This is a genomic window from Streptomyces diastatochromogenes, assembly GCF_002242805.1.
Taxonomy (GTDB): Bacteria; Actinomycetota; Actinomycetes; order Streptomycetales; family Streptomycetaceae; genus Streptomyces; species Streptomyces diastatochromogenes.
The window spans coordinates 422,157-444,623 of record NZ_MCGQ01000007.1 but is presented as its reverse complement, the minus strand read 5'-3'; the positions used below and the strand labels follow the sequence as shown (position 1 = coordinate 444,623).

Here is a 22,467-nt window from a genome sequence, read left to right as displayed (position 1 = left end):
CCGCCGTGCCGACCGGAAGCCTCTCCTCTTGACCTTGCCAGCCGCTGTGTTCGGTACCGCTGTGCGCGTGCTGCGTACGGCGGCCGGGCGGCGTGCGCTGCAACTGGCGATGCTGGTCGGCGGGTTGTTCCTGCTCGGGTTCCTCTGCGGGGAGCAGGCCCACGCGGCCGACGGGACGCCGGTGGCTCCGGTGCCCTCGCTGACCTCGGTACGCCCGGTGGGCGGGCAGCACGAGGACGCGGTACGAACCGTCACCGAACGGGTCGTCACGGACCGGGTTGTCACGGACCGGGTTGTCACTCCCGTACGGAAGGTCGTGCAGACGGCCTCCCACGCCTTTGAGGGGACGCGGGCCGAGGCGCCCGCGCTGCCCACCACGTCCGCCGTGCCCTCCATGCCGCTGCCGAAGCTGCCGAAGCTCCCGGAGGTCTCCGAGGAACTGCCGGTGCATCCGCTGCCCGCGCCGGTCACCCCGGAACCCAGGGCGGACCGGCCCGGCAGCTCGGCACCGGCGGCGGACCAGGGCGACCGAGCCCGCACCGAAGCCCGTACCGCCGTATCCGCACGGCCGCCGGCCGCCGTGTACGGGCCGGACTTCGCGCCGCCCGCCCACGTTCTCCGGGCCCCGGCGCAGCTCCCCGTGCATCGCGCCGCATCAGCCGTCGACGCCCCCGCCCAGCCCGCGCCCACCGGGGACCCGGACGGCGTGCTCGGCAAGCAGGCGGCCGACGGCACCGCATCCCGCCACGGTGACGCGTATGCCGTCACCCTCGACGGCCGGGCGCCCCTGCGGCTGCTGCCCGGCACCGCCGCGCGCGTCGACGCGCCCGGGACCCGGGAACGGCACCGGGACATCCCGGTCTTCCCCGGCTAGGCCAAGGGCCGACCTCCCCGCCACGGACCTGTCGCGCGGGGGCGGAACAGGTCTGCCCGCTCCGCCGGACCCGCCGGTCTCCCCGGCGCCTCCGGACGGAATCCCCTAGCCGTTTCCGAAGGACTTGACGCACGCATGAACAAGAACATCCGCCGCTCGATCGTGATAGCCGCCGGAGTCACCGGCGCCTGGGCCCTCGGCTCCGCCGTGGCCAGCGCCGACGAGCTGTCCACCCCGGCGGTGTCCGTACCCGACACCGACAGCACCACCGGCACCCTCACCGACACCGTCGACGGTGTCCTCACCGGCGTCCACGACACCGTCTCCGACGTGACCGGCACGGCCACCGCGGCCGTCTCCGGCACGGCGGCCCACGCGCAGCAGCAGACCGGGACCGTCACCAGCACCGCCGACCAGGCCCGTCGGTACGTCGACGCGAAGGTTCCGGCCGCGAAGATCAGGGGCGGCCAGGCCATCAACGGCGCCCGGTCCGCCCGCGCCGCCCAGGCGCAGACCGAGGCGCACGCGCAGACGGCGGGCGCCCAGGTCACCGGCCGGGCCACCGCCGAGGCCGCGACGGCGACCCGCACGGCCACCCATCTGTCCACGCCCACCGCGCCCTCTGCTCCGTCCACCCCCTCCCCGCAGGACGCGATCGACTACCTCTTCGGCCCCCTCTCCTCCTTCGCCCCCGAGCTGGAGCAGGCCCTGGCGGCCGCCCAGACCAAGCTGCAGGCCACCCAGGCCGCCGCGCGCCTGCGGGCCGCGGGGGTCGAGGGCGCCGTACGGACGACGGCACAGCAGACCGTGGCCGGGGCGCAGGGCCGTACCGCCGGTGCGGCCGCCCTCGCGGGCGGCGAGGCGGCTCGGGCGACCGGCGCCGCCGAGGCGAGCGTCGCCGCCGTGCCCGCGCACGTCACCGGAACGGTCTCCGGTGTCGAGCAGCGGGTCGTCGGCACGGTGCGGGCCGTGCCGGGCACCGTCGCACCCGTCGTGGACGAGACGACCGCCGCCGCCGTCCCGCCGGTGGCCTCCGCCGCCGTGGCCGGGGTGCGGCCGGTCGCCGACCAGGCGGTGGCGGGCGTCCTGCCGACCGCCGGGCACGCGGTCACCGGTGTCCACGGCACCGCCTCGGGCACGGTGACGGGCGTCCAGGGGACCGCCACCGGCACGGTGACGGGTGTCCTGCCCACCGCCGGGTACGCGGTGGCGGGCGTGCAGGGCACCGCCACGAGCGCCGTGACGGGCGTCCTGCCCACCGCCGGGTACACCGTCGCGGGCGTGCAGGGCACCGCCTCGGGTGCCGTGGCGGGCGTCCTGCCCACGGCCGGGTACGCGGTGGCAGGTGCGCAGGGCACCGCCACCAGCGCCGCGACGGGCGCGCAGGCAACCGCCACGAGCACCGTCGCGGGCGTGCGGCACACGGTCACGGACGCCGTGGCCCAGGTGCACGGACTCGCGACGGGCGCCGTGGGCGACGTGTACGGGGTCGGCACGGGTGCCGTGGGCGACGTACACGGACTCGCGACGGGCGCAGCAGGCAACGTCTACGGCGTTGCCACGGGTGCCGTGGGTGACGTGCACGGCGTCGCGACGGGCGCCGTGGGTGACGTGTACGGGGTCGGCACGGGCGCCGGAGCCGACGTGCACGGCGTCGCCATGGGCGCGGGAGCCGACGTGCACGGGGTCGGGACGGGCGCGGTCGCCGGTGTGCACGGCGTCGCCACCGGTGCGCTCGCCGACGGGCTGCCCCTCGCCGGCGGGGTCCTCGCGGACGTGCCGCCGTACGCCACCGGGCTGGCCGGCCAGGTGGCCCACGACGCCGTGGACGCCGTGCTGCCGCCCGTCGCCGGGACCGCCGTGCACGGGGTCGCGCCCGTCGCCGGGCAGGCCGTGGCGGACGCGGGGACGCTCGCGTACGGCGTGGTGGGCGACGTGCGGCCCTTCGCCGGCGGTGTCGCGGGCGCCGTACCGCCGCTCGCCCACGGGGTCACCGGGCAGACCGGTGCCTTCGCGGAGGGGGTGACCGGGCAGGTGCCGCCGTTCGCGGCCGGAGTCACCGGGGCCGTCCAGCCCCTCGTGGACACGGTCACCGGGACCGTGTCGCCGGTCGTGGACGGTGTCGGCGGCAGCGCGAGCGGGCTGGCGTACGGCGTGGCGGGCGAGGCCGGTCCCTACGCGGGCGGTGTCGTCGGCGCGACCGCGCCCCTCACGCAGCAGGTCGGGCCGTTCGCGCAGGACCTCGCCGGGACCGCGCAGGCCACCGGCGGTCCGCTGGCCGGGCACGCGGTCGCCGGGGCCGAGGGCGTCGCCCAGTCCGTCGCCCCGGGTTACGCCCAGGGTTACGTCCAGGGTCTGGCGTACACCCACGGCGTGCAGTAGGGCTGAGCGCCCGAGCAGCTCCGCGGGGGCCGGCGGACCCGGACGGCCGAACGCCGACGGCCCGTCCGGCCGCACCCCCGCGGTAGGGGGCGGGTGGTCCCCATTGGGGTGGGGATCAACCGCCCCGGGCCTTTCGGGGCCCGTCCAGAGGCCTCACCGGGTCAACCCCAGCCCGGTGAGGCCTCGCACATCACCCCGATCGCGGCACGCCGTGTCAGGAATACCGGCATCATGTGACAGGTATCACCGCTCAGGTGTGACCCTCGATTTAGGGAGCCCCCGCAAGCGGCGATAACCTGCGAGACGGACATGCCGCGCGCTCGGACACCGTGTGCGCTTCCCTAGTGACAGCGGACGTCACGTTGCCCTTCGCGGCACGCCCACGCATCCAACGAACCGCGAGATCACTGATAGGGACGGAAGCGCGTGGACCTGTTCGAGTACCAGGCGAGGGACCTCTTCGCCAAGCACGATGTACCGGTGCTGGCCGGTGAAGTCATCGACACGCCTGAGGCGGCGCGCGAGATCACCGAGCGGCTGGGCGGCAAGTCGGTCGTCAAGGCGCAGGTGAAGGTCGGTGGTCGCGGCAAGGCCGGTGGCGTCAAGCTGGCCGCCTCCGCGGACGAGGCCGTCGCCCGGGCGACGGACATCCTCGGCATGGACATCAAGGGCCACACGGTCCACAAGGTGATGATCGCCGAGACGGCTCCGGAGATCCTCGAGGAGTACTACGTCTCCTTCCTCCTCGACCGTGCCAACCGGACCTTCCTCTCCATCGCCTCCGTCGAGGGCGGCATGGAGATCGAGGAGGTGGCGGCCACCCGTCCGGAGGCCGTCGCCCAGACGCCGATCAACCCGATCGACGGCGTGGACGAGGCCAAGGCCCGCGAGATCGTCGCGGCCGCCAAGTTCCCGGCCGAGGTCGCGGACAAGGTCGCCAACGTCCTCGTCAAGCTGTGGGACACCTTCATCAAGTCGGACGCCCTCCTCGTCGAGGTCAACCCGCTCGCGAAGGTCGCCTCCGGTGAGGTCATCGCCCTCGACGGCAAGGTGTCGCTCGACGAGAACGCCGAGTTCCGCCACCCCGAGTACGAGGAGCTCCACGACAAGGACGCCGCCAACCCGCTCGAGGCGGCCGCCAAGGCGAAGGGCCTCAACTACGTCAAGCTCGACGGCGAGGTCGGCATCATCGGCAACGGCGCGGGTCTCGTCATGAGCACCCTGGACGTCGTCGCGTACGCCGGTGAGAACCACGGTGGCGTCAAGCCCGCCAACTTCCTGGACATCGGCGGTGGCGCCTCCGCCCAGGTCATGGCGAACGGCCTGGAGATCATCCTGGGCGACCCGGACGTCAAGTCCGTGTTCGTCAACGTCTTCGGTGGCATCACCGCGTGTGACGAGGTCGCCAACGGCATCGTGCAGGCCCTGAAGCTCCTCGAGGACCGCGGCGAGAAGGTCGAGAAGCCGCTCGTCGTCCGCCTCGACGGCAACAACGCCGAGCTGGGCCGCAAGATCCTCACCGACGCCAACCACCCGCTGGTGCAGCGCGTCGACACCATGGACGGCGCGGCCGACAAGGCCGCCGAGCTGGCCGCCGCCAAGTAAGCACAAGGACGAGGACTCACACCACCATGGCTATCTGGCTCAACAAGGACAGCAAGGTCATCGTCCAGGGCATGACCGGCGCCACGGGCATGAAGCACACCAAGCTCATGCTGGGTGACGGCACCCACGTCGTCGGCGGCGTGAACCCGCGCAAGGCGGGTCAGACCGTGGACTTCGACGGCACCGAGGTACCCGTGTTCGGCACGGTCGCCGAGGCCATCGAGAAGACCGGCGCCAACGTCTCCGTCATCTTCGTGCCGGAGAAGTTCACCAAGGACGCGGTCGACGAGGCCATCGACGCCGAGATCCCGCTGGCCGTCGTGATCACCGAGGGCATCGCCGTGCACGACACGGCCGCCTTCTGGGCGTACGCCGGCAAGAAGGGCAACAAGACCCGCATCATCGGCCCGAACTGCCCCGGCATCATCACCCCGGGTCAGTCGAACGTCGGCATCATCCCGGGCGACATCACCAAGCCGGGCCGCATCGGCCTGGTCTCGAAGTCCGGCACGCTGACGTACCAGATGATGTACGAGCTGCGTGACATCGGCTTCTCGACGGCCGTCGGCATCGGTGGCGACCCGATCATCGGCACCACCCACATCGACGCCCTGGCCGCCTTCCAGGACGACCCCGACACCGACCTGATCGTCATGATCGGTGAGATCGGTGGCGACGCCGAGGAGCGCGCGGCCGCGTTCATCAAGGAGAACGTGACCAAGCCGGTCGTCGGCTACGTCGCGGGCTTCACCGCGCCCGAGGGCAAGACGATGGGCCACGCCGGTGCCATCGTCTCCGGTTCGTCCGGCACCGCCCAGGCGAAGAAGGAGGCCCTCGAGGCCGCGGGCGTCAAGGTCGGCAAGACCCCGACCGAGACGGCGAAGCTCGCTCGGGAGATCCTGAGCGCCTGAGCTTCTTGGCCGAACGCCGGCAGGCCCGTCCCGTTGTCCGGGGCGGGCCTGCCGACGTTTCGCCTGCTCGGCCCTGCGGCGAGTCAGTGCCTCAGCGTGCCGCCGGCATCAACCGTTCCGGGCCGCTCGACGTCTCGCCGTGCAGCTTGGCGCGCAGGACCAGTTCCTCCTGGGACAGCGGACCCATGACCCCCGCCGGCGGAACCCCGCGCACCGCCTGCGCCGGAGCGATCGGCGGCTCGTAGTGCGTGGGTGCCGTCCGCAGTGTCAGCGTCGTCGCGCTGATGATCGTGACCGTGAAGGCGATGGCCGCCCGTGTCCAGAACACGTTCCGGCGTTCGCCGACCGTCCGCACCGCGGGCGGCTTCGCGGCACGCAGATGCTCCTTGGAGGCCAGTTCCAGCAGCCGCCGGTGCAGTGCGGCGGGGTCGGCCAGTTCCGGAAGCAGCGCGGCCACCTCCGCCCGGGCGCGGGTCAGCCGGCCGGCGGTGGCCGGGGTGCTCGCCTCCGTCTCCGCCGCCGTCTCCGGCAGGTCGAGGCCGACGCCGTCGTACAGGATGAGCGTGCGCCGGTACGACGGCGGGAGCTTCAGCAGGGCGGACAGCAGCGTGCGGTCGGCCGGGTCGGCGGGCGGGGGCTCGGGGTGCCGGTAGCGCGGGCGGAAGGAGTGCCAGGGGGAGAGGGCGTACTCGTAGGCCATCGCCCGGACCCAGCCGCCCGGGTCCCGGTCCTGGGCCACCTCCGGCCAGCGTTGCCAGGCGAGTTGGAAGGCCCGCTCCACGGCCTCCCGGGCCAGCTCCCGGCGTCCGGTGAGCAGGTACGTCTGGCGTACGAGTGCGGGGGCGCAGAACGCGTAGAGCGCGTCGAAGGTCTGAGCGGGCGTCAGGGCGGTTGGCTGCTCGCTGATCTGGCTCTTCGTCACAGAACACCCTTTCGTACGAAAAAGCACATAAACATATATTGAGCGACACATCGGCGGTTCGCCCGTTACGACGGAAAAGCGCGTGTCGTTGGGAGCATGGCGGGCGTGACCCTCATGACCGCTCGCCGACCGTCGCTGTCGCTCCTGCTGAACGGGATGCGCGACCGATCGCCCGGGCTGGGCGCGAGCCTGCTGGGCGGTGCGGTCGCCGCCGGGCTCGGGCTCGGCTCGCTCGCCGTGCTCGTCCTGGGGCTGTGGATCAGCTCGCCGTACCCCGACAGTGGGCCGGGCGGCGCGCTGCGCATCGCCGCCGCGCTGTGGCTGCTGGCGCACGGCGTCGAACTGGTCCGCACCGACACGCTCTCCGGCGTGCCGCTGCCGGTCGGAGTGACCCCGTTGCTGCTGCTCGCGCTGCCGGTGTGGCTGCTGTACCGGGCGGCGCGGGACGCGACGGACGCGTCCGCCGAACCCGACGCCCCGCCACCGGTCCCGGCGCACACGGCGTGGACGGGGGTGGTCCTCGGCTACCTCGGCGTCGGCGCCGCGGCCGCGCTGTACTGCTCCGGCGGCGAACTGCGGCCCGTGTGGGGCTGGGTGACGGCATGTCTGCCGCTCGTCGCGGCGAGCGCGGCGGGGGCCGGGGTGTGGTCGGCGCACGGCCGCCCGCGCGAGCCCGTGCTCGGCCTGCTGCTGACGCTGCCGGGGCCGGTGCGGCGGCTGCTGTTCGGGTCGGACGCGCGGGCGCGGGTGGGTACGGCCGTACGGGCCGCGGGGGCCGGGACGGCGGTGCTCTTCGGGGGCGGGTCGCTGCTGCTCGGCGTCTCGCTGGTCCTGCACGGCGCGGCCGCGCGGGCGTCCTTCCTGCAGCTGACGGAGGGCTGGACCGGCCGGTTCGCCGTCCTGCTCCTCGGCATCGGGCTCATCCCCAACGCGGCGGTGTGGTCGGCGTCCTACGCTCTCGGCCCCGGCTTCGCCCTCGGTACCGGGCACCTGGTGCACCCTCTCGCCTCCGACCCCGCCCCGCTGCTGCCCCCGTTCCCCCTGCTCGCCGCGGTACCGGACGCGGGCGCCGGTACGACGCTGAACTGGACGGCGGGACTGGTGCCGGTGGCGGCCGGGGTGACGGTCGGCTGGTTCGTGGCGCGGGGGGCCGCGGGGCGCGTGACGCAGGAGGCGCAGGAGGCCCAGCAGGAGCCGAGGGCGCCCTGGTCGGCCGGGCGGACCGTCGGGGTGCTCGTCCTGGCCGCGCTCCTCTGTGCGGCGATCCTCGCCCTGCTCGCCGCGCTGTCCGGCGGCCCGCTGGGCGTGGCCGCACTGGCCCGCTTCGGCCCGCTGTGGTGGCAGAGCGGGGGAGCGGCCGCGCTCTGGCTCACGGTGGTCGGAATGCCGGTGACGCTGACGGCACGGGCATGGCGGCTGCGGGGCCGGCGGGCCCGGGGCGCGGTGCCGGCACAGGGGACGGAACCGGGGAGCAAGCGGCCGGCGGAGGCGGGGAAGGGGGCGGTGGCGAAGAAGACGGTGGCGGAAGCGGCGAAGGGGGCGACCGGGGAGGCCACGGTGGAAGCGGCGAAGGGGGCGGCCAAGGACGCCACGAAGGAGGCTACGAAGCCGGTGGCCAAGGAGGCCGCGAAGGACTCCCCGCAGGCCGCCGCGAAGGATCAGGCGAAGGAAACGCGGGCCCAGGCAGCCAAGGCGGCGAAAACCCCAACCCGCCGCGAAGAACCCCCGGCCAAGCCCACAGTCAACCCCCCGACCGCCCTCACCGCCCCCGACGAGGACGAGCGCTACGAGGTCCTGCCCGCCCCCGACCCGTTCCCCTCGGCCTGGCACGACGACGTCGCCCGCGCCACCCGCTGGGCAGCCCTGCGAGCAGCATCGACGCCCCTGGACTCACCCGACTCGTCCCTCATCGACGAGCCCGCCGCACCCAGCTGGCCGCCCCTGCGCGAGCCCTCGCCCCCGCCGGCCGGCCACTCACCCGTACCGGAGCCCTCGCCCCTCACGGACGCCCTTCACCAGCCCACCGAACCCTCGCGAACCGATCCCCCCGACTCGGAAGCACCCCGCTGAGCCCGCAGCCCTAGCTGTTCCCGACCCCCAGCACCCCCCGCAGCTCCTGCGGCAGAAGCTGCTGGCAGGACTGCTTGGCCTCATGGGTGAGGGCGTCGTCGACGCAGGTGTAGTAGTCGCGGTAGACCAGCTGCACCGCGAAGGTCGTGGCCACCAGGGCGAGGGCCAGGGAGGCCGTGACCAGGCCGCCGATCGCCGCCGTGGTCTGCGGGCGGGGGCCCGGGGCGGGCGCCGGGGTGTCGGGGTCGGGGGTGCGGGGCTTGGCGCGCAGGGCGCTGATGCCCCAGTACAGGGCCAGCGCGCCCAGCAGCAGGGCCACGTACGGCCAGCTGAAGAGGGCGAAGAAGACGGCCCATATGCCGGACAGGAGTGCGTAGCGCGCGCGGCGCTGGGCCGGGTCCGTCGGGTCCCAGCGCAGGTTGGGGCCGGTCGGGCCGCCCGGGCCCTCGGGGCCGCCGCCGGGCCGCTCGCCGAAGCCGCCGGGGGAGCGGCCGGGCTGCCGGTCGCTCCACTGGGTGCCCCGGGAGGAACCGCCCCCGGAGCCCGAGGACCCCTCGGGGCGACGCGGCTGCCACGGCCGGTCCGGGGAGCCCTCCGGCGGCGGCGCGAACGGGTTGTCGTCCTGCTGCTCACCGCCGCGCTCGTCGCCGTCCCGCCCGCCCTGGGGCGCCTGGGGCGGCGAGGCCGGCCGCTCCCGCAGCAGCACGGCACCCCACTCGCCTCCCTGGGCCGGGCTCGGGGGGAACGTGAGGAGTCGCAGGCTGCGATCGGGCATCAAAAGAGCGTCTTCCCCTAGGCGAATACGGCAGTCCGACGTGAGCTTCCACCTGGTGAACGCACCGCACGGCGACCGCGTTCCCGAGGCTGCTCCTTCGTGATTCCTTCCGAACGCTACCTTCCGGCCACGCACCCGTCCCGAGGGGGCCTTCCGGAGTGCCGGTATCGTTGCTGACGGTCGGCCGCTTCGTAGACTTCCCCGTATCCGGGGGCGCGAAGCATTCGTACGACTGTACAAACGCCGGCCGGACACAACGCTTCCCCGAGAAAGGGCCCCACCGTGGCCGCCACCTCCGCTGGCCAAGCGGTCAAGCGCCTTGTCGTGCTGGTCTCCGGATCCGGCACCAACCTGCAGGCGCTCCTGGACGAGATCGAGCGCGCCGGAGCCGAGTCGTACGGCGCTCGGATCGTCGCCGTCGGGGCCGACCGCGGCGGCATCGAGGGGCTCGCCCGCGCCGAGCGGGCCGGGCTGCCGACCTTCGTGTGCCGGGTGAAGGACTTCGAGACGCGGGAGGAGTGGGACGCCGCCCTGGCCGAGGCCGTGGCCGCGCACGAACCCGACCTCGTGGTCTCGGCCGGGTTCATGAAGATCGTCGGGAAGGAATTCCTCGCGCGGTTCGGCGGGCGGTTCGTCAACACGCACCCCGCCCTGCTGCCCAGTTTTCCCGGGGCCCACGGCGCGCGGGACGCGCTCGCGTACGGCGTCAAGGTCACCGGCTGCACCGTCCACTTCGTCGACGACGGCGTCGACACCGGGCCGATCATCGCTCAGGGCGTGGTCGAGGTCCGGGACGAGGACGACGAGAGCGCGCTGCACGAGCGCATCAAGGAAGTCGAGCGAAGGCTGCTCGTCGAGGTCGTGGGGCGGCTCGCCCGCCACGGCTATCGCATTGAGGGACGAAAGGTAGTTATCCAGTGACCGCCACCGCCGAGAGCACCAAGCGGCCCATTCGCCGGGCGCTCGTCAGCGTCTACGACAAGACCGGGCTCGAAGACCTCGCGCGCGGGCTGCACGAGGCCGGTGTCGAGCTGGTCTCCACCGGCTCCACGGCCGGCCGTATCGCCGCCGCCGGTGTCCCCGTGACCAAGGTCGAGGAGCTGACCGGCTTCCCCGAGTGCCTGGACGGCCGGGTCAAGACCCTGCACCCCCGGGTGCACGCGGGCATCCTCGCCGACCTGCGTCTGGACAGCCACCGCGAGCAGCTCGCCGAGCTGGGTGTCGAGCCGTTCGACCTGGTCGTGGTCAACCTCTACCCGTTCCGGGAGACCGTCGCCTCCGGCGCCTCGCCCGACGAGTGCGTCGAGCAGATCGACATCGGCGGCCCGTCGATGGTCCGCGCCGCCGCCAAGAACCACCCCTCCGTCGCCGTGGTCACCAGCCCGGAGCGGTACGCCGACGTCCTCGGCGCCGTCGCGGCCGGCGGCTTCGACCTCGCCACCCGCAAGCGGCTCGCCGCCGAGGCCTTCCAGCACACGGCCGCCTACGACGTGGCCGTGGCCTCCTGGTTCGCGTCCGCGTACGCGCCCGTCGACGACTCCCCGTTCCCGGACTTCCTGGGCGCCACCTGGGAGCGCGAGAACACCCTGCGCTACGGCGAGAACCCGCACCAGCCCGCCGCCCTGTACGTCGACGCCGCCGGCGCCGGTCTCGCCCAGGCCGAGCAGCTGCACGGCAAGGAGATGTCGTACAACAACTACACGGACACGGACGCCGCCCGCCGTGCCGCGTACGACCACGACGAGCCGTGCGTCGCGATCATCAAGCACGCCAACCCCTGCGGCATCGCGGTCGGCGCGGACGTCGCCGAGGCGCACCGCAAGGCGCACGCCTGCGACCCGCTGTCCGCGTTCGGCGGCGTCATCGCCGTGAACCGCCCGGTCAGCAAGGAGATGGCCGAGCAGGTCGCGGAGATCTTCACCGAGGTCATCGTCGCGCCGGACTACGAGGAGGGGGCCCTGGAGGCCCTCGCCACGAAGAAGAACATCCGCGTGCTGAAGGCCCCGAACGGCCCGGCCGACCCGGTCGAGGTCAAGGCGATCGACGGCGGCGTGCTGCTGCAGGAGACCGACCGGCTCCAGGCCGACGGCGACGACCCGGCCAACTGGACCCTGGCCAGCGGCGAGCCGCTCGGCGAGCAGGAGCTGGCCGAGCTGTCCTTCGCCTGGAAGGCCTGCCGGGCGGTGAAGTCCAACGCGATCCTGCTCGCCAAGGACGGCGCCTCGGTCGGCGTCGGCATGGGCCAGGTCAACCGCGTCGACTCCTGCAAGCTGGCGGTCGAGCGGGCGGGCGAGGAGCGGGCCCGTGGCTCCTACGCGGCCTCCGACGCCTTCTTCCCCTTCCCCGACGGCCCCGAGATCCTCATCAACGCGGGCGTCCGGGCGATCGTCCAGCCGGGCGGCTCGATCCGTGACGAACTCGTCGTGGAGGCCGCCAAGGCGGCGGGCGTGACCATGTACTTCACGGGCACGCGCCACTTCTTCCACTGAGCCCACAGGGCTGAAGCAAGCGGCCTCCGGCTCCCCTCGCGGGGGGCCGGAGGCCGCTTTCCGTTCAGGCGCTCAGCTCAGTTGGAGCGGATGACGATCGAGCCGCACACCTTGTCGGCGAACGTCTGACGCTTGGCGTCCCAGGCCGGCCACAGGTAGCCGAGGTAGCAGGGCAGGCCGTCCAGGATGTGGGCCAGCTGGCGCACGAACGCCATGCCACCGCCGAGCGGCTGCCCGGTCTCCTCCTTGAGCGTGCGGATGCCCAGCGCCTTCTTGCCGACCGTCTGGCCGGTCTTGCCCTCCATGATGATCTGCCAGACGAACAGGCCGATCAGGGCGAGGAAGCCGATGATCGCGAGGATCGGGGCGTTCTTGGCGCCCGCGACGGCGATGCCGTACGGCACCGCGTACAGCAGGCTGTCGAGCAGCCGGGCGAGGAAGCGCTGGCCCCAGTTCGCGTACGTCGGCTGCATGCCGTAGCCGGGCTGCTGCGGGTAGCCGGGGTATCCGCCCTGCGGCGCCTGCGGGTAGCCGTAGCCCTGCTGCGGCGGGACGCCCTGCGGGGCCTGCGGGTAGCCGGGCTGCTGCGGGTAGCCGTAGCCCTGCTGGGGATCCTGCGGCTGTCCGTAAGGGTTGTTGGGCGAGCCGAAACTCATGGCGGATTTCCTCCGTTGACACTGCGGGGACGACGCGGAAGGAACGGAGGAACGTCAGGATCTGAGCGGCTTGCCCCCCAACCGGACCGCGATACTGCGCCGCTCATGCTCGTAGGAAAGGCCGATTGTTGTCCAGCCGGATTCGCAAGGTGTTGTGCAAGTGCAACATCATCGATCAAGGAGAGGGCGCGGGGGACCGCCCCGGGCGGACCCGGATTGGAACCGGGAGCCGGTCATCCGCGAGGATGGTGTCATGACCGCCCAGATTCTCGATGGCAAGGCCACCGCAGCCGCGATCAAGTCCGATCTGACCGCCCGCGTGGCGGCGCTGAAGGAGAAGGGTGTCACGCCCGGCCTCGGCACGATCCTGGTCGGGGACGACCCCGGCAGCCAGAAGTACGTCGCCGGCAAGCACCGCGACTGCGCCCAGGTCGGCATCGCCTCCATCCAGCGCGAGCTGCCCGCCACGGCCACCCAGGAGGAGATCGAGGCGGTCGTCCGCGAGCTGAACGAGGACCCGGCCTGCACCGGCTACATCGTGCAACTCCCGCTGCCCAAGGGCATCGACGAGAACCGCATCCTGGAGATGATGGACCCGGCCAAGGACGCGGACGGCCTGCACCCGATGAACCTCGGCCGCCTCGTGCTGAACGAGCCGGCGCCGCTGCCCTGCACCCCCAACGGCATCCTGACCCTGCTGCGCCGCCACGGCGTCGAGATCAAGGGCGCCGAGGTCGTGGTCGTCGGCCGGGGCGTGACCATCGGCCGCCCGATGCCGCTGCTGCTCACCCGCCGCAGCGAGAACGCCACCGTGACCCAGTGCCACACCGGCACCCGTGACCTGTCCGCCCACCTCAAGCGGGCCGACATCATCATCGCCGCGGCCGGCTTCCCGCACCTGATCCGCGCCGAGGACGTCAAGCCGGGCGCGGCCGTCCTGGACGTCGGCGTCTCCCGGAACGCCGAGGGCAAGATCGTCGGTGACGTCCACCCGGACGTGGCCGAGGTGGCCGCCTGGATCTCCCCGAACCCGGGCGGCGTGGGCCCCATGACCCGTGCGGAGCTGCTGGTCAACGTGGTCGAGGCGGCGGAGCGCAGTGCCGGCTGAGGACACCCGCCCCGGCGCCGGGCCGGCCGCCCCCGACAGCGGCGGGCAGCCGCAGCGGCCCACGCGCCGCTTCCCGCGGTTCACCAAGGACACCGCGCGCCCCGAGGGCGGCGGCCGGACCGCCCGGGGCGACGCCCCGGCGCCCGCCCGGCAGTGGCCCATGCTCGTCATGCTGTCCACGGTCGCGCTCGGCCTGCTGCTGTGCGCGCTCGACCTGTTCCGTGTGGGCACCCTGCTGATCGGGGCCGCCCTGCTGGCCGGCGCGGTCCTGCGCTGGATACTGCCGAGTGTCGGCATGCTCGCCGTCCGCTCGCGCTTCACGGACATCGTGACCTACGGGATATTGGGCCTCGCGATCGTCCTGCTCGCGATGATGGCCCAGCCCAATCCGTGGCTGCAGATCCCCTTCCTGAAGGACACGCTGCACTTCACGCTGACCACCAAGTAGCGCCGCCCGCGCGGCGGATGATCTCGGGGCCTGTCCAACAGGCCGACAGCCCCAGGAACGGCGGCCCGCCCCCTCCCCCGAGCAAGGACGAGCCGCCGTCCGGATCCAGCCTTCCCCCCATGAACTGCCTGCTCAACGGCTGTCCGTGTGCTGTGGCACGGAGGTGACCGTTCCGCTACGGTGTCCGCGCCCTGCCACATGTGTGCCTGCCGTGTCGATGTGTTGACAGTTCGGGGATACCTTTCGAAGGTGCCGTAGAACCGGGCTAACGTGTCCAAGGTGTCCAATCGGGACGGTCCGGTGGACTGTGGGGCGGTCGGCGTGCGACGGTGCACAACCGGCGGGGGCGATGCTCCTGTGCGCCCCCACTCCGGGAACTGGGATCCTTAGTCAGCGCATCCCTGTGGGTAGCCAGAGGGGGCCGCGCCGGGGGGACCGGACCGGCGCGAGGGTCACGTGCGGGGAACGGCGCGGGGAACCAACAGCACCAACCGGGGGGAAAAGAGGGGGGAAGCAATGCCTCGTTGGAAAGCCTTGCCGGACGAGCTGGATCCGCAGATCAAGGAGTTCACGAGCCAGGTGCGGCGGCTCGTGGACCGCAGCGGCCTGAGCATCGCGGCGCTGGCCGACCGGACCGGCTACAGCAAGACGTCCTGGGAGCGTTACCTGGGCGGCCGGCTGCTCGCGCCCAAGGGCGCGATCGTCGCGCTCGCCGAGGTCACCGGCACCAACCCGGTCCATCTCACCACCATGTGGGAGCTGGCCGAACGCGCCTGGAGCCGGGCGGAGATGCGGCATGACCGGACCATGGAGCAGATTCGTATCGCCCAGGCGCGCGCCGCGCTCGGGGAGTTCGGGGCGGCCGAGGCCGAGGCCGCCGAGGGCGCGAGCGGCACCAAGACGGCCCGCAGAGGCGCCGGCACCACCGCGATCCCGGGCATCGCCGGCCCGGCGGGCGTCTCACCGACGATCCCGCCGCAGCCGACGGCGTCCGACGCCGACGGGCGGGAGAACGCGGACCGCGGCGCGGCGTCCGAGGTCAACTCCTGGGGGCTGGCGGGCTATGAGGGCCCGTCGAAGACGAGCCGCCGTGCCGGTGCCGGTGCCGGTGTTGGCGCTGGTGCCGGTGCGCGGCCCGAGTCCCCGGCGGACGGTCCGGGCTGGACCCCGGGCACCCCGAACCCGTACGACGGGCAGCCGCAGGCGGCGCGGCCCGCGGGCGGCACCTCAGCCAAGGGGCGCAAGGGGCGGCTGACGATGTTCCTCGCGGGCCTCGTCGGTGTCCTCGTCGTCGTCGCGGCCGTCTACTTCTTCACCGACCTGGGCGGCCGTGCCAAGCACGAGGGTGCTGCCAAGTTGCCGTCCCCGACCGCCAGCAGCAACCCCAGCCTGCCCGTCGGGGTCAAGTGCAGCGGCGCCGCCTGCAACGGCAAGGACGCGGAGGCGATGGGCTGCAGCGGAGACCTGGTGACCACCGCCAAGACCGCCACCGTCGGCACCACCACCCTGGAGGTCCGCTACAGCAAGACCTGCGGCACCGCCTGGGGACGGATCACCGGCGCCGCCCAGGGCGACCGGGTCCAGCTCTCCGCGGGCAAGCTCCGCCAGACGGGGGACATCACCGCCACCGGGGACACCATCGCCTACACGCCGATGGTCGCCGTGAAGGACGCGGCCGAGGCCAAGGCCTGCGCGACCCTCGCCTCCGGGCGGACGGGGTGCACGAAGTAGGACGTCAGGGGCCGTCCGGCGGTCCTCGGACGAGGGGGGCGAACCAATTCGGGTGGAATTCCGGGGACGGAGGCATGGCTCGCCGGATCCTGGGCACGCGAACGGTACCCCCACGGGAGTCCGGTCAGCCGGTACCCCCCAACGGCGGCCGTCCTCCCTCCTCTCCCGGACGGGCGGCCGCCACTTCTTGAATCACGAGTCCGACTTGTGGGCTGAGCCACATGACCCCCCGGACGTCTCGCATGCCGGATGCGCGATAGCCTGACCGCTGGATTCTCTTGACGCCAAGAGATCGATCATCCGCAGGGGCGGTGACGCCCCACCGCCAGCTGTCATACGGAGAACGCCATGACCCGCACTCCCGTGAACGTCACCGTCACCGGCGCGGCCGGCCAGATCGGTTACGCCCTGCTCTTCCGCATCGCCTCCGGCCAGCTGCTCGGCGCGGACGTGCCGGTCAAGCTGCGCCTCCTGGAGATCACCCCGGCGCTGAAGGCCGCCGAGGGCACGGCCATGGAGCTGGACGACTGCGCGTTCCCGCTCCTGCAGGGCATCGACATCACGGACGACCCGAACGTCGCCTTCGACGGCACCAACGTAGCCCTCCTCGTCGGCGCCCGCCCCCGCACCAAGGGCATGGAGCGCGGCGACCTGCTCTCCGCCAACGGTGGCATCTTCAAGCCGCAGGGCAAGGCCATCAACGACAACGCCGCGGACGACATCAAGGTCCTCGTCGTCGGCAACCCGGCCAACACCAACGCGCTCATCGCGCAGGCGGCCGCGCCGGACGTCCCGGCCGAGCGCTTCACCGCGATGACCCGCCTCGACCACAACCGCGCGCTGACCCAGCTCGCGAAGAAGACGGGCTCGACGGTCGCCGACATCAAGCGCCTGACCATCTGGGGCAACCACTCCGCCACCCAGTACCCGGACATCTTCCACGCCACGGTCGCCGGCAAGAACGCCGCCGAGGTCGTGAGCGACGAGAAGTGGCTGGCCGAGGACTTCATCCCGACCGTCGCCAAGCGCGGTGCCGCGATCATCGAGGCCCGTGGCGCCTCGTCGGCCGCCTCCGCCGCCAACGCCGCCATCGACCACGTCTACACCTGGGTCAACGGCACCGCCGAGGGCGACTGGACCTCCATGGGTATCCCGTCGGACGGCTCCTACGGCGTCCCGGAGGGCCTGATCTCCTCCTTCCCGGTCACCACCAAGGACGGCAAGTACGAGATCGTCCAGGGCCTGGACATCAACGAGTTCTCCCGCGCCCGCATCGACGCCTCCGTCAAGGAGCTGGAGGAGGAGCGCGACGCGGTCCGCTCCCTGGGTCTCATCTGAGGCCGCACCCGGCTGCCTCCGGCGATGCGCCGCGAGCCTGTGCGGGCCCTGTTCCGGTTTCGTCCGGAGCGGGGCCCGCGCCCGTTTTCGCCGCTACTGTCAAAAGCAGTACAGGGAAGGGTGATTCGGGGGGTTCGTGATGAGCGGCTGGAACGGATCGAACGGCTGGAACGGCCCGGAGGGTTACGGCGCGGAGGGTTCCGGTCCGGACCACGGGCCCGGGGCCGAGCGCGCACCCGGCGAGGAGAGAGGCCGGGCGGCCTGGACCGCCGACCAACCGCCCACCCCGCCGCCGTGGGCTTCGGCCCAGACCCAGTCGGCCCCGCTCCCGCCGCCTCCGCCCTGGGCGTCCGCGGAGACCAGCACGGGCCCGGTCCCGCCGCCGCCCGGTTCCGCCGACGGCCGCCCCGCGGACACCCCGCCTCCGCCGCAGCCCTGGCCTGTCACCCCCACCCAGGCCGACGGCCCGGTCCCTTCGCCGTCGTACGGCGCCGCGCCTCGCCGCGTCCACGGCGGCCGTCTGCTCGCCCTGGTCGTCGCCATGGCCCTGGTCGGCGGCGGCGCCGGCTTCGGCGTCTGGTACCTAGGCCGGGACCGGGCCGGCAGCGGCACCCCGTCGGCATCCGCTCCGGCCGCCGGGGTCACGGTCTCCGCCTCGAAGGCCTCGACGCCTGCCGCGCCCGAGGCGCCCGGCCCGACGCCCCCGTCCGCATCGACGGAGCCCCCCGCCGGCTACCGCCTCGCCCACGACCCCGTCGGCTACACCCTCGCCGTCCCCGAGGGCTGGACCCGGCGGCAGAAGCAGGGCGAGAAGGCGACCGTGGTGTTCTACGACTCCCCGTCCGACGGCCGTCAGTTGCAGCTCTTCGAGCTGGCCGAGTCCACCGTGACCGAGTCCCTGGACCTCGCCGAGAACGACCCGGGCTACGGCTACTCCCGCCAGCCCGGCTACCGGGCCCTCGCCCGCCGCTCCGGAGCCACCTGGGCCGAGCTGTCGTACCGCTACGACGACCCGGACAAGGGCCCCCGCCGGGTCGTCGACCACCGCTTCCGCGCGACCGACGGCACGCTGTACGCGATCCGCGCCAGCGGCCCGGAGAGCCTGTCCGACGGCCTGGTCCGCGGGCCGCTCACGACGGCGCTGGCTTCCTTCTGCCCGACGGGTGGGTCTTGCGCGTAGGGCCGACAGGGGCCTGGGGCCGCGGTCACTCCATTCCGCGCTTGCCCGGCGCCCAGAACGGCTTGGTGAGGACCGACCGCCGGTCCCATCCCGCCTCCCGGACGAGCACCCGCCGCACCTCCTGCACGGTCCGCGCCTCCCCGGCGACGTACGCGATGCCACCCGGCTCGGGGGCGAGCCTTCGTACCGCCTCCGGCAGCGAGGTGTCGCCGCGCAGGGACCAGTTCAGGCGCCCGGCGTGGCGCAGCGGCAGGCGGTCCGCCGCCGTCCCCGTCTCGACGCACCCCGAGATACGCGCCTGTTCGGGCAGCGCCGCGAGCATGGCCCCGAAGGCGACGGACGCCGTCTCCTCGCCGACGAAGACATGGTGTGCGGCCTCGGCACGCAGCACGAACGATCCCTCCGGTCTGCCCAGCCGCACCTCGTCGCCCACCCCGGCGGTCCGTCCCCAGCGGGCGCCAGGCCCTGCTTCCGGATGGTCCAGGACGCACAACTCGACGGCACCGGCGGGCTCGTGGCGCCACACCGAGTAGGTGCGCCGGGTCAGCCCGGAGCCGACCAGGACCCGCACCTGCTGGCCGGGCCGCACCTCCAGCCCGGCCAGCGCGTCGCCCTCGATGCGCAGGCGTCGCATGCGCGCGGCGATCGGTTCGGTCTCGGTGACGGTGCCCCGGAGCATCAGCAGGTCGAGGACGGGGTTCAGCAGGGCCGGCACGGACGGCTCCTCGGTGTCGTGGCGAGCGGGGGAGGGGGCAACCCGGTGGTCTGCGGCGGGCGTTGGGCGTCAGGGGCGCGCCGATCGCGACAGTACGCGTTCCGGTCCGGACGCGATAGTGCGTGACCCGGTCCGGCCGCCGTAGCCGACGACCACCAGCGCCGTCGCCGCCAGCACCACCAGGGCGACCGTGCGCAGGGCCGGGCCCATGCCGTGGACGAGGTCGGGGTGGGCGGACAGGACGGTGCCGGTGACGGCGACGCCGAGGGCCGCGCCGGTCTCGCGGGCGGTGGTGCCCAGGCCCGAGCCGAGGCCCGCCTGATGGGCGGGGAGCGAGGTGACGACGCCGAGGGTCAGGGCGGGCATGGACAGACCGGTGCCGGCCGAGACGACCAGCAGCCAGCCGGCGTAGGCCCAGTAGGGGGTGTGCGCGTCGGCCGTGGAGACGCCGAGCAGGCCCAGGCCGATCAGGGCGAGGCCGGTGCCGATGACCGCGCGCGGGTGGGCCGCCCAGCGGTTGGCCAGCCGCTGGGCGGCCGCCATCCCGACGGGCAGCGGCAGGATCGCGACACCGGTGAGGGCCGCCCCGAAGCCCTTCACGTCCTGCAGGTACTGCGAGTTGACGAAGAAGAGCGCGAACAGACCGAAGAAGCCGGTGGCCGTGCCGAGGGAGGCGGCGCGCAGGCGGGAGGAGGCGAAGACGCGCGGGTCGAACAGCGGGGCCGCCGAGCGGAGGGCGTGCAGGGTGAACGTGGCGATCAGCAGGGCGCCCGCGGCGAAGGAGCCGAGGATGCGGGCGGAGGTCCAGCCGTAGGCCGGGCCCTCGATGATGCCGAACAGGACCGCGACCAGGCCCGCGGTGAGCAGCAGGGTGCCGAGCGGGTCGGGGTTGCTGCCGGGGGACCGTTCGGTGCGCGGGGTGGTGACGGCGACGGCGGCGGCGAGCACTGCGGCGAGCGGGACCATGGCCGCGAACAGGGCACGCCAGGAAAGGAACTGGCCGGCCAGGCCGCCGCCCAGGTTGCCCGCCGCCCCGCCCAGGCCGATCGACAGGGTCCAGGCGGCCAGCGAGCGGGCCCGGTGCTCGGGCGCGGACAGCTGCATCAGGATCGACAGGGTGGCGGGGGTGATCAGGGCCGCTCCGGCGCCGGACAGACCCCGCCCCGCGATCAGCACGGCCGGGCCGGTCGCCAGCGCGCTGGTGGCGGCGCCCACCGCGAAGAGGCCGAGCCCGGCGAGCAGCGCGCCCTTGCGACCGTGCCGGTCACCGAGCGCGCCGGCCGGGACGAGGAGCCCGGCGAAGACGATGACGTACGCGTCGACCGTCCACAGGATCTCGCTGTGCGAGGGATGCAGGCCGGACGAACTCAGCTGTGGGATCAGCAGGTTGATGGCGGCGACCATGCTCTGCGCGACCAGGACGCAGGCGCACAGCGCGAGCAGGGTGGGGCGTTTCAGGGCGTGCGAGGGCACGGCTCCTCCCGGGAGCTAGGGCGGGTGGTGAGGGATGCCCTGTCACCGTAGGCTCGCCCCTGACCTGCTTTCCAGTGCAACCTTTGCAAGGGACACTTGCGCATGACGCAATCCGCGGACCTGGACCTGAACCTGCTGGTCGCGCTGGACGTTCTGCTGGAGGAGCAGAGCGTGCAGGGCGCCGCCCGGCGGCTGCACCTGTCCGAACCGGCGATGAGCCGCACCCTCGGCCGGATCCGCAAGGCCCTCGGTGATCCGGTCCTCGTCCGGGCCGGGCGTCGGATGGTGCCGACCCCGCACGCGCTCGCCGTGCGGGCCGAGGTGAGCGCGGTGGTGGAGCGGGCCCGCGCGCTGTTCCGGCCCGGCCGGGACGCCGACCTGCGCACCGTCACCCGTACCTTCACGATCATCGGCCACGATGCGATCGCCGCCGCCCACGGTGCCACCCTGTTCGCCCGTGCCGCCGAGGAGGCCCCCGGCATCCGCCTCCGCTTCCTGTCCGAGAGCCATGTGGACGCGCCGGTCCTGCGCCAGGGCACCGCCGATCTGGAGGTCGGCGTGATCGACACGGCCGCGCCCGAGGTGCACGTCGAGACGGTGTACGAGGACCGCATGCTGGGTGTCGTACGAGCCGGACATCCGCTGCTCGCCGGCGAGTTGACGCCCGAGCGGTTCGCCACCGAGGCCGGCCATCTCAACGTCTCCCGGCGTGGCAGGCTGTACGGACCGGTCGACGAGGCGCTGGCCGAACTCGGCCTGGAACGCCGGGTGGTGGGCAGCGTCGGCACCTTCCCGGCCTCGCTCTTCGTGCTGCGCGAGACCGACCTGGTCGGGCTGGTCAGCTCCTGGGGGTGTCCGCCGGCCGCCGCCCTCGGCCTGGTCACCTTCGAGGTGCCGCTCCCGCTCCCGCCGCTCCCGGTGGGGCTGGCCTGGCACCCCCGCCACGACGCCGACCCGGCCCACGCCTGGCTGCGCGGCTGTGTAGGGGAGCTGATGCGACGGTCGGCCGGTCACCAGCCGACGGTTCAGGTGCTCCGCAGATCCCCCAGCTGGGACACGTCCACCGACTCCTTCGCGGAGGGGGTGGCGGACGGTACGGGCTCGCCGTAGTCCGAGAACGTGATCGTCAGGTCGGTGCCGTCGCCCTTCTGGGTGCCCTCGACCAGCAGGTGCGGTGAGTCCGCCGTGACGTAGAGGGTGACCGGCTTGCCGTCCTCCTCGCCCTTCAGCGGGATCACCGGTATGCCCTCGACCGTGGTCCTGTCGCCTCGCGTCAGCGGCTTCTCGGGGGACGAGTCGGGGGTCAGCTCCTTCTGGAAGGCCTTCAGGTCGCAGGCGTCGGCCCAGTTCTTGAGCACGCTGTCGTGGGTGGTGCCGTGGATGTAGCGGTCCTTGAGGAGTGCGGCCGCCGCGGTGCCCTGGACGCCCGGAAGCTCGGCCTTCCAGTACGTGCTGTCGCCCTTCAGCCACACCTCGTCACCCTGTTTGATGATCGCGAGGCTGCCGCCGTGCGCGCCCATCCGCACCGTGCCGACGCAGTTGCCGTCCCGGTCCAGGGACAGGTCCATCGACGCCAGCTCCCCCTTCTTCGCGGCCGCGGTCCGGTCCGTCCACGTCATGTGGAGGGACTGGGTGTGGAGCAGATGGTCCTCCGCCTCCCGGGCCAGTTCACGGGCGCTCGGATCGCCGGTGTCGTCCGCGCCGGCCGCCGTCACCAGGGCGGGGGAGAGGAGCAAGGTCACGCTTGCCGCCGCACAGATCAGTGGCCGTCCGGCCATCGCGGCACCTCC

19 protein-coding genes are annotated in these 22,467 nt (G+C 73.3%); 13 read left to right on the top strand and 6 right to left on the bottom strand.

Going from position 1 to position 22,467, the window contains the following annotated elements; all coding sequences use genetic code 11:
• Window positions 1-34 precede the first annotated feature (34 nt).
• From BEK98_RS06540 to sucD, 4 genes are all read left to right on the top strand, one after another.
• The gene (locus tag BEK98_RS06540) at window positions 35-874 is read left to right on the top strand and encodes a hypothetical protein (protein WP_143684082.1); all 840 of its coding nucleotides are present in this window, start codon (window positions 35-37) and stop codon (window positions 872-874) included.
• A gap of 135 nt (window positions 875-1,009) precedes the next feature.
• The gene (locus BEK98_RS49545; protein WP_208643028.1) at window positions 1,010-3,256 is read left to right on the top strand and encodes a beta strand repeat-containing protein; all 2,247 of its coding nucleotides are present in this window, start codon (window positions 1,010-1,012) and stop codon (window positions 3,254-3,256) included.
• A gap of 426 nt (window positions 3,257-3,682) precedes the next feature.
• Window positions 3,683-4,861 carry an ADP-forming succinate--CoA ligase subunit beta gene (gene sucC / locus BEK98_RS06530; RefSeq protein ID WP_094215426.1) on the top strand — a complete coding sequence of 393 codons (1,179 nt, stop codon included), beginning with the start codon at window positions 3,683-3,685 and terminating at the stop codon, window positions 4,859-4,861.
• A gap of 26 nt (window positions 4,862-4,887) precedes the next feature.
• Window positions 4,888-5,772, top strand: coding sequence for a succinate--CoA ligase subunit alpha (gene sucD, locus BEK98_RS06525; RefSeq protein WP_094215425.1), 885 nt, complete (start codon window positions 4,888-4,890; stop codon window positions 5,770-5,772).
• Between the two features lie 91 nt (window positions 5,773-5,863).
• Here the strand turns inward: sucD and BEK98_RS06520 are convergent, their stop codons facing one another.
• The gene (locus BEK98_RS06520) at window positions 5,864-7,027 is read right to left on the bottom strand and encodes an RNA polymerase sigma factor (RefSeq protein ID WP_425276592.1); all 1,164 of its coding nucleotides are present in this window, start codon (window positions 7,025-7,027) and stop codon (window positions 5,864-5,866) included.
• On the opposite strand from BEK98_RS06520, the gene BEK98_RS06515 reads away from it, so the two are divergent.
• Window positions 6,932-8,764, top strand: coding sequence for a cell division protein PerM (locus tag BEK98_RS06515; RefSeq protein ID WP_425276591.1), 1,833 nt, complete (start codon window positions 6,932-6,934; stop codon window positions 8,762-8,764). The genes BEK98_RS06520 and BEK98_RS06515 overlap by 96 nt on opposite strands.
• A 10-nt stretch (window positions 8,765-8,774) precedes the next feature.
• On the opposite strand, the gene BEK98_RS06510 is transcribed toward BEK98_RS06515, so the two are convergent.
• Window positions 8,775-9,539, bottom strand: a complete 765-nt coding sequence (locus BEK98_RS06510) for a hypothetical protein (RefSeq protein WP_094215423.1) — start codon at window positions 9,537-9,539, stop codon at window positions 8,775-8,777.
• A gap of 282 nt (window positions 9,540-9,821) precedes the next feature.
• On the opposite strand from BEK98_RS06510, the gene purN reads away from it, so the two are divergent.
• Window positions 9,822-10,460 (top strand): phosphoribosylglycinamide formyltransferase, encoded by a 639-nt coding sequence (gene purN / locus BEK98_RS06505; RefSeq protein WP_094215422.1) that lies wholly within the window; start codon window positions 9,822-9,824, stop codon window positions 10,458-10,460.
• Complete coding sequence (gene purH, locus BEK98_RS06500) at window positions 10,457-12,028, top strand: bifunctional phosphoribosylaminoimidazolecarboxamide formyltransferase/IMP cyclohydrolase (RefSeq protein ID WP_094215421.1); 1,572 nt, start codon at window positions 10,457-10,459, stop codon at window positions 12,026-12,028. The genes purN and purH overlap by 4 nt, the downstream gene beginning before the upstream one ends.
• A gap of 77 nt (window positions 12,029-12,105) precedes the next feature.
• On the opposite strand, the gene BEK98_RS06495 is transcribed toward purH, so the two are convergent.
• Window positions 12,106-12,684: an RDD family protein gene (locus tag BEK98_RS06495; RefSeq protein WP_094215420.1), complete on the bottom strand. Its 579-nt coding sequence runs from the start codon at window positions 12,682-12,684 to the stop codon at window positions 12,106-12,108.
• Between the two features lie 253 nt (window positions 12,685-12,937).
• Here BEK98_RS06495 and BEK98_RS06490 point away from each other — a divergent pair, with 253 nt between their 5' ends.
• The 5 genes from BEK98_RS06490 (at window position 12,938) to BEK98_RS48885 (ending at window position 18,489) form a co-directional block, all read left to right on the top strand.
• Entirely contained in the window at window positions 12,938-13,792 is an 855-nt protein-coding gene (locus tag BEK98_RS06490) for a bifunctional methylenetetrahydrofolate dehydrogenase/methenyltetrahydrofolate cyclohydrolase (RefSeq protein ID WP_094215419.1), read from the top strand.
• A complete protein-coding gene (locus BEK98_RS06485; protein WP_094215418.1) occupies window positions 13,782-14,240 on the top strand; it encodes a DUF3017 domain-containing protein in 459 nt (152 codons plus the stop codon). The genes BEK98_RS06490 and BEK98_RS06485 overlap by 11 nt, the downstream gene beginning before the upstream one ends.
• Window positions 14,241-14,756: 516 nt before the next feature.
• Window positions 14,757-15,971, top strand: coding sequence for a helix-turn-helix domain-containing protein (locus BEK98_RS06480; protein ID WP_094215417.1), 1,215 nt, complete (start codon window positions 14,757-14,759; stop codon window positions 15,969-15,971).
• 348 nt (window positions 15,972-16,319) lie between these two features.
• Window positions 16,320-17,309 (top strand): malate dehydrogenase, encoded by a 990-nt coding sequence (locus BEK98_RS06475; RefSeq protein ID WP_094215416.1) that lies wholly within the window; start codon window positions 16,320-16,322, stop codon window positions 17,307-17,309.
• 139 nt (window positions 17,310-17,448) lie between these two features.
• A complete protein-coding gene (locus tag BEK98_RS48885) occupies window positions 17,449-18,489 on the top strand; it encodes a hypothetical protein (protein WP_094215415.1) in 1,041 nt (346 codons plus the stop codon).
• Between the two features lie 25 nt (window positions 18,490-18,514).
• Here BEK98_RS48885 and BEK98_RS06465 read toward each other — a convergent pair whose 3' ends face one another.
• A complete protein-coding gene (locus BEK98_RS06465; protein ID WP_094215414.1) occupies window positions 18,515-19,204 on the bottom strand; it encodes a siderophore-interacting protein in 690 nt (229 codons plus the stop codon).
• A 69-nt stretch (window positions 19,205-19,273) separates the two neighbouring features.
• On the bottom strand, window positions 19,274-20,677 hold the full coding sequence (locus tag BEK98_RS06460) for an MFS transporter (RefSeq protein ID WP_094215413.1): 1,404 nt from the start codon (window positions 20,675-20,677) through the stop codon (window positions 19,274-19,276).
• Between the two features lie 102 nt (window positions 20,678-20,779).
• Between BEK98_RS06460 and BEK98_RS06455 the strand changes: the two genes are divergently transcribed.
• On the top strand, window positions 20,780-21,787 hold the full coding sequence (locus tag BEK98_RS06455; protein WP_094215412.1) for a LysR family transcriptional regulator: 1,008 nt from the start codon (window positions 20,780-20,782) through the stop codon (window positions 21,785-21,787).
• Here BEK98_RS06455 and BEK98_RS06450 read toward each other — a convergent pair.
• Window positions 21,703-22,455, bottom strand: coding sequence for a hypothetical protein (locus BEK98_RS06450; RefSeq protein ID WP_094215411.1), 753 nt, complete (start codon window positions 22,453-22,455; stop codon window positions 21,703-21,705). The two genes, BEK98_RS06455 and BEK98_RS06450, sit on opposite strands and share 85 nt — an antisense overlap.
• Window positions 22,456-22,467 lie beyond the last annotated feature (12 nt).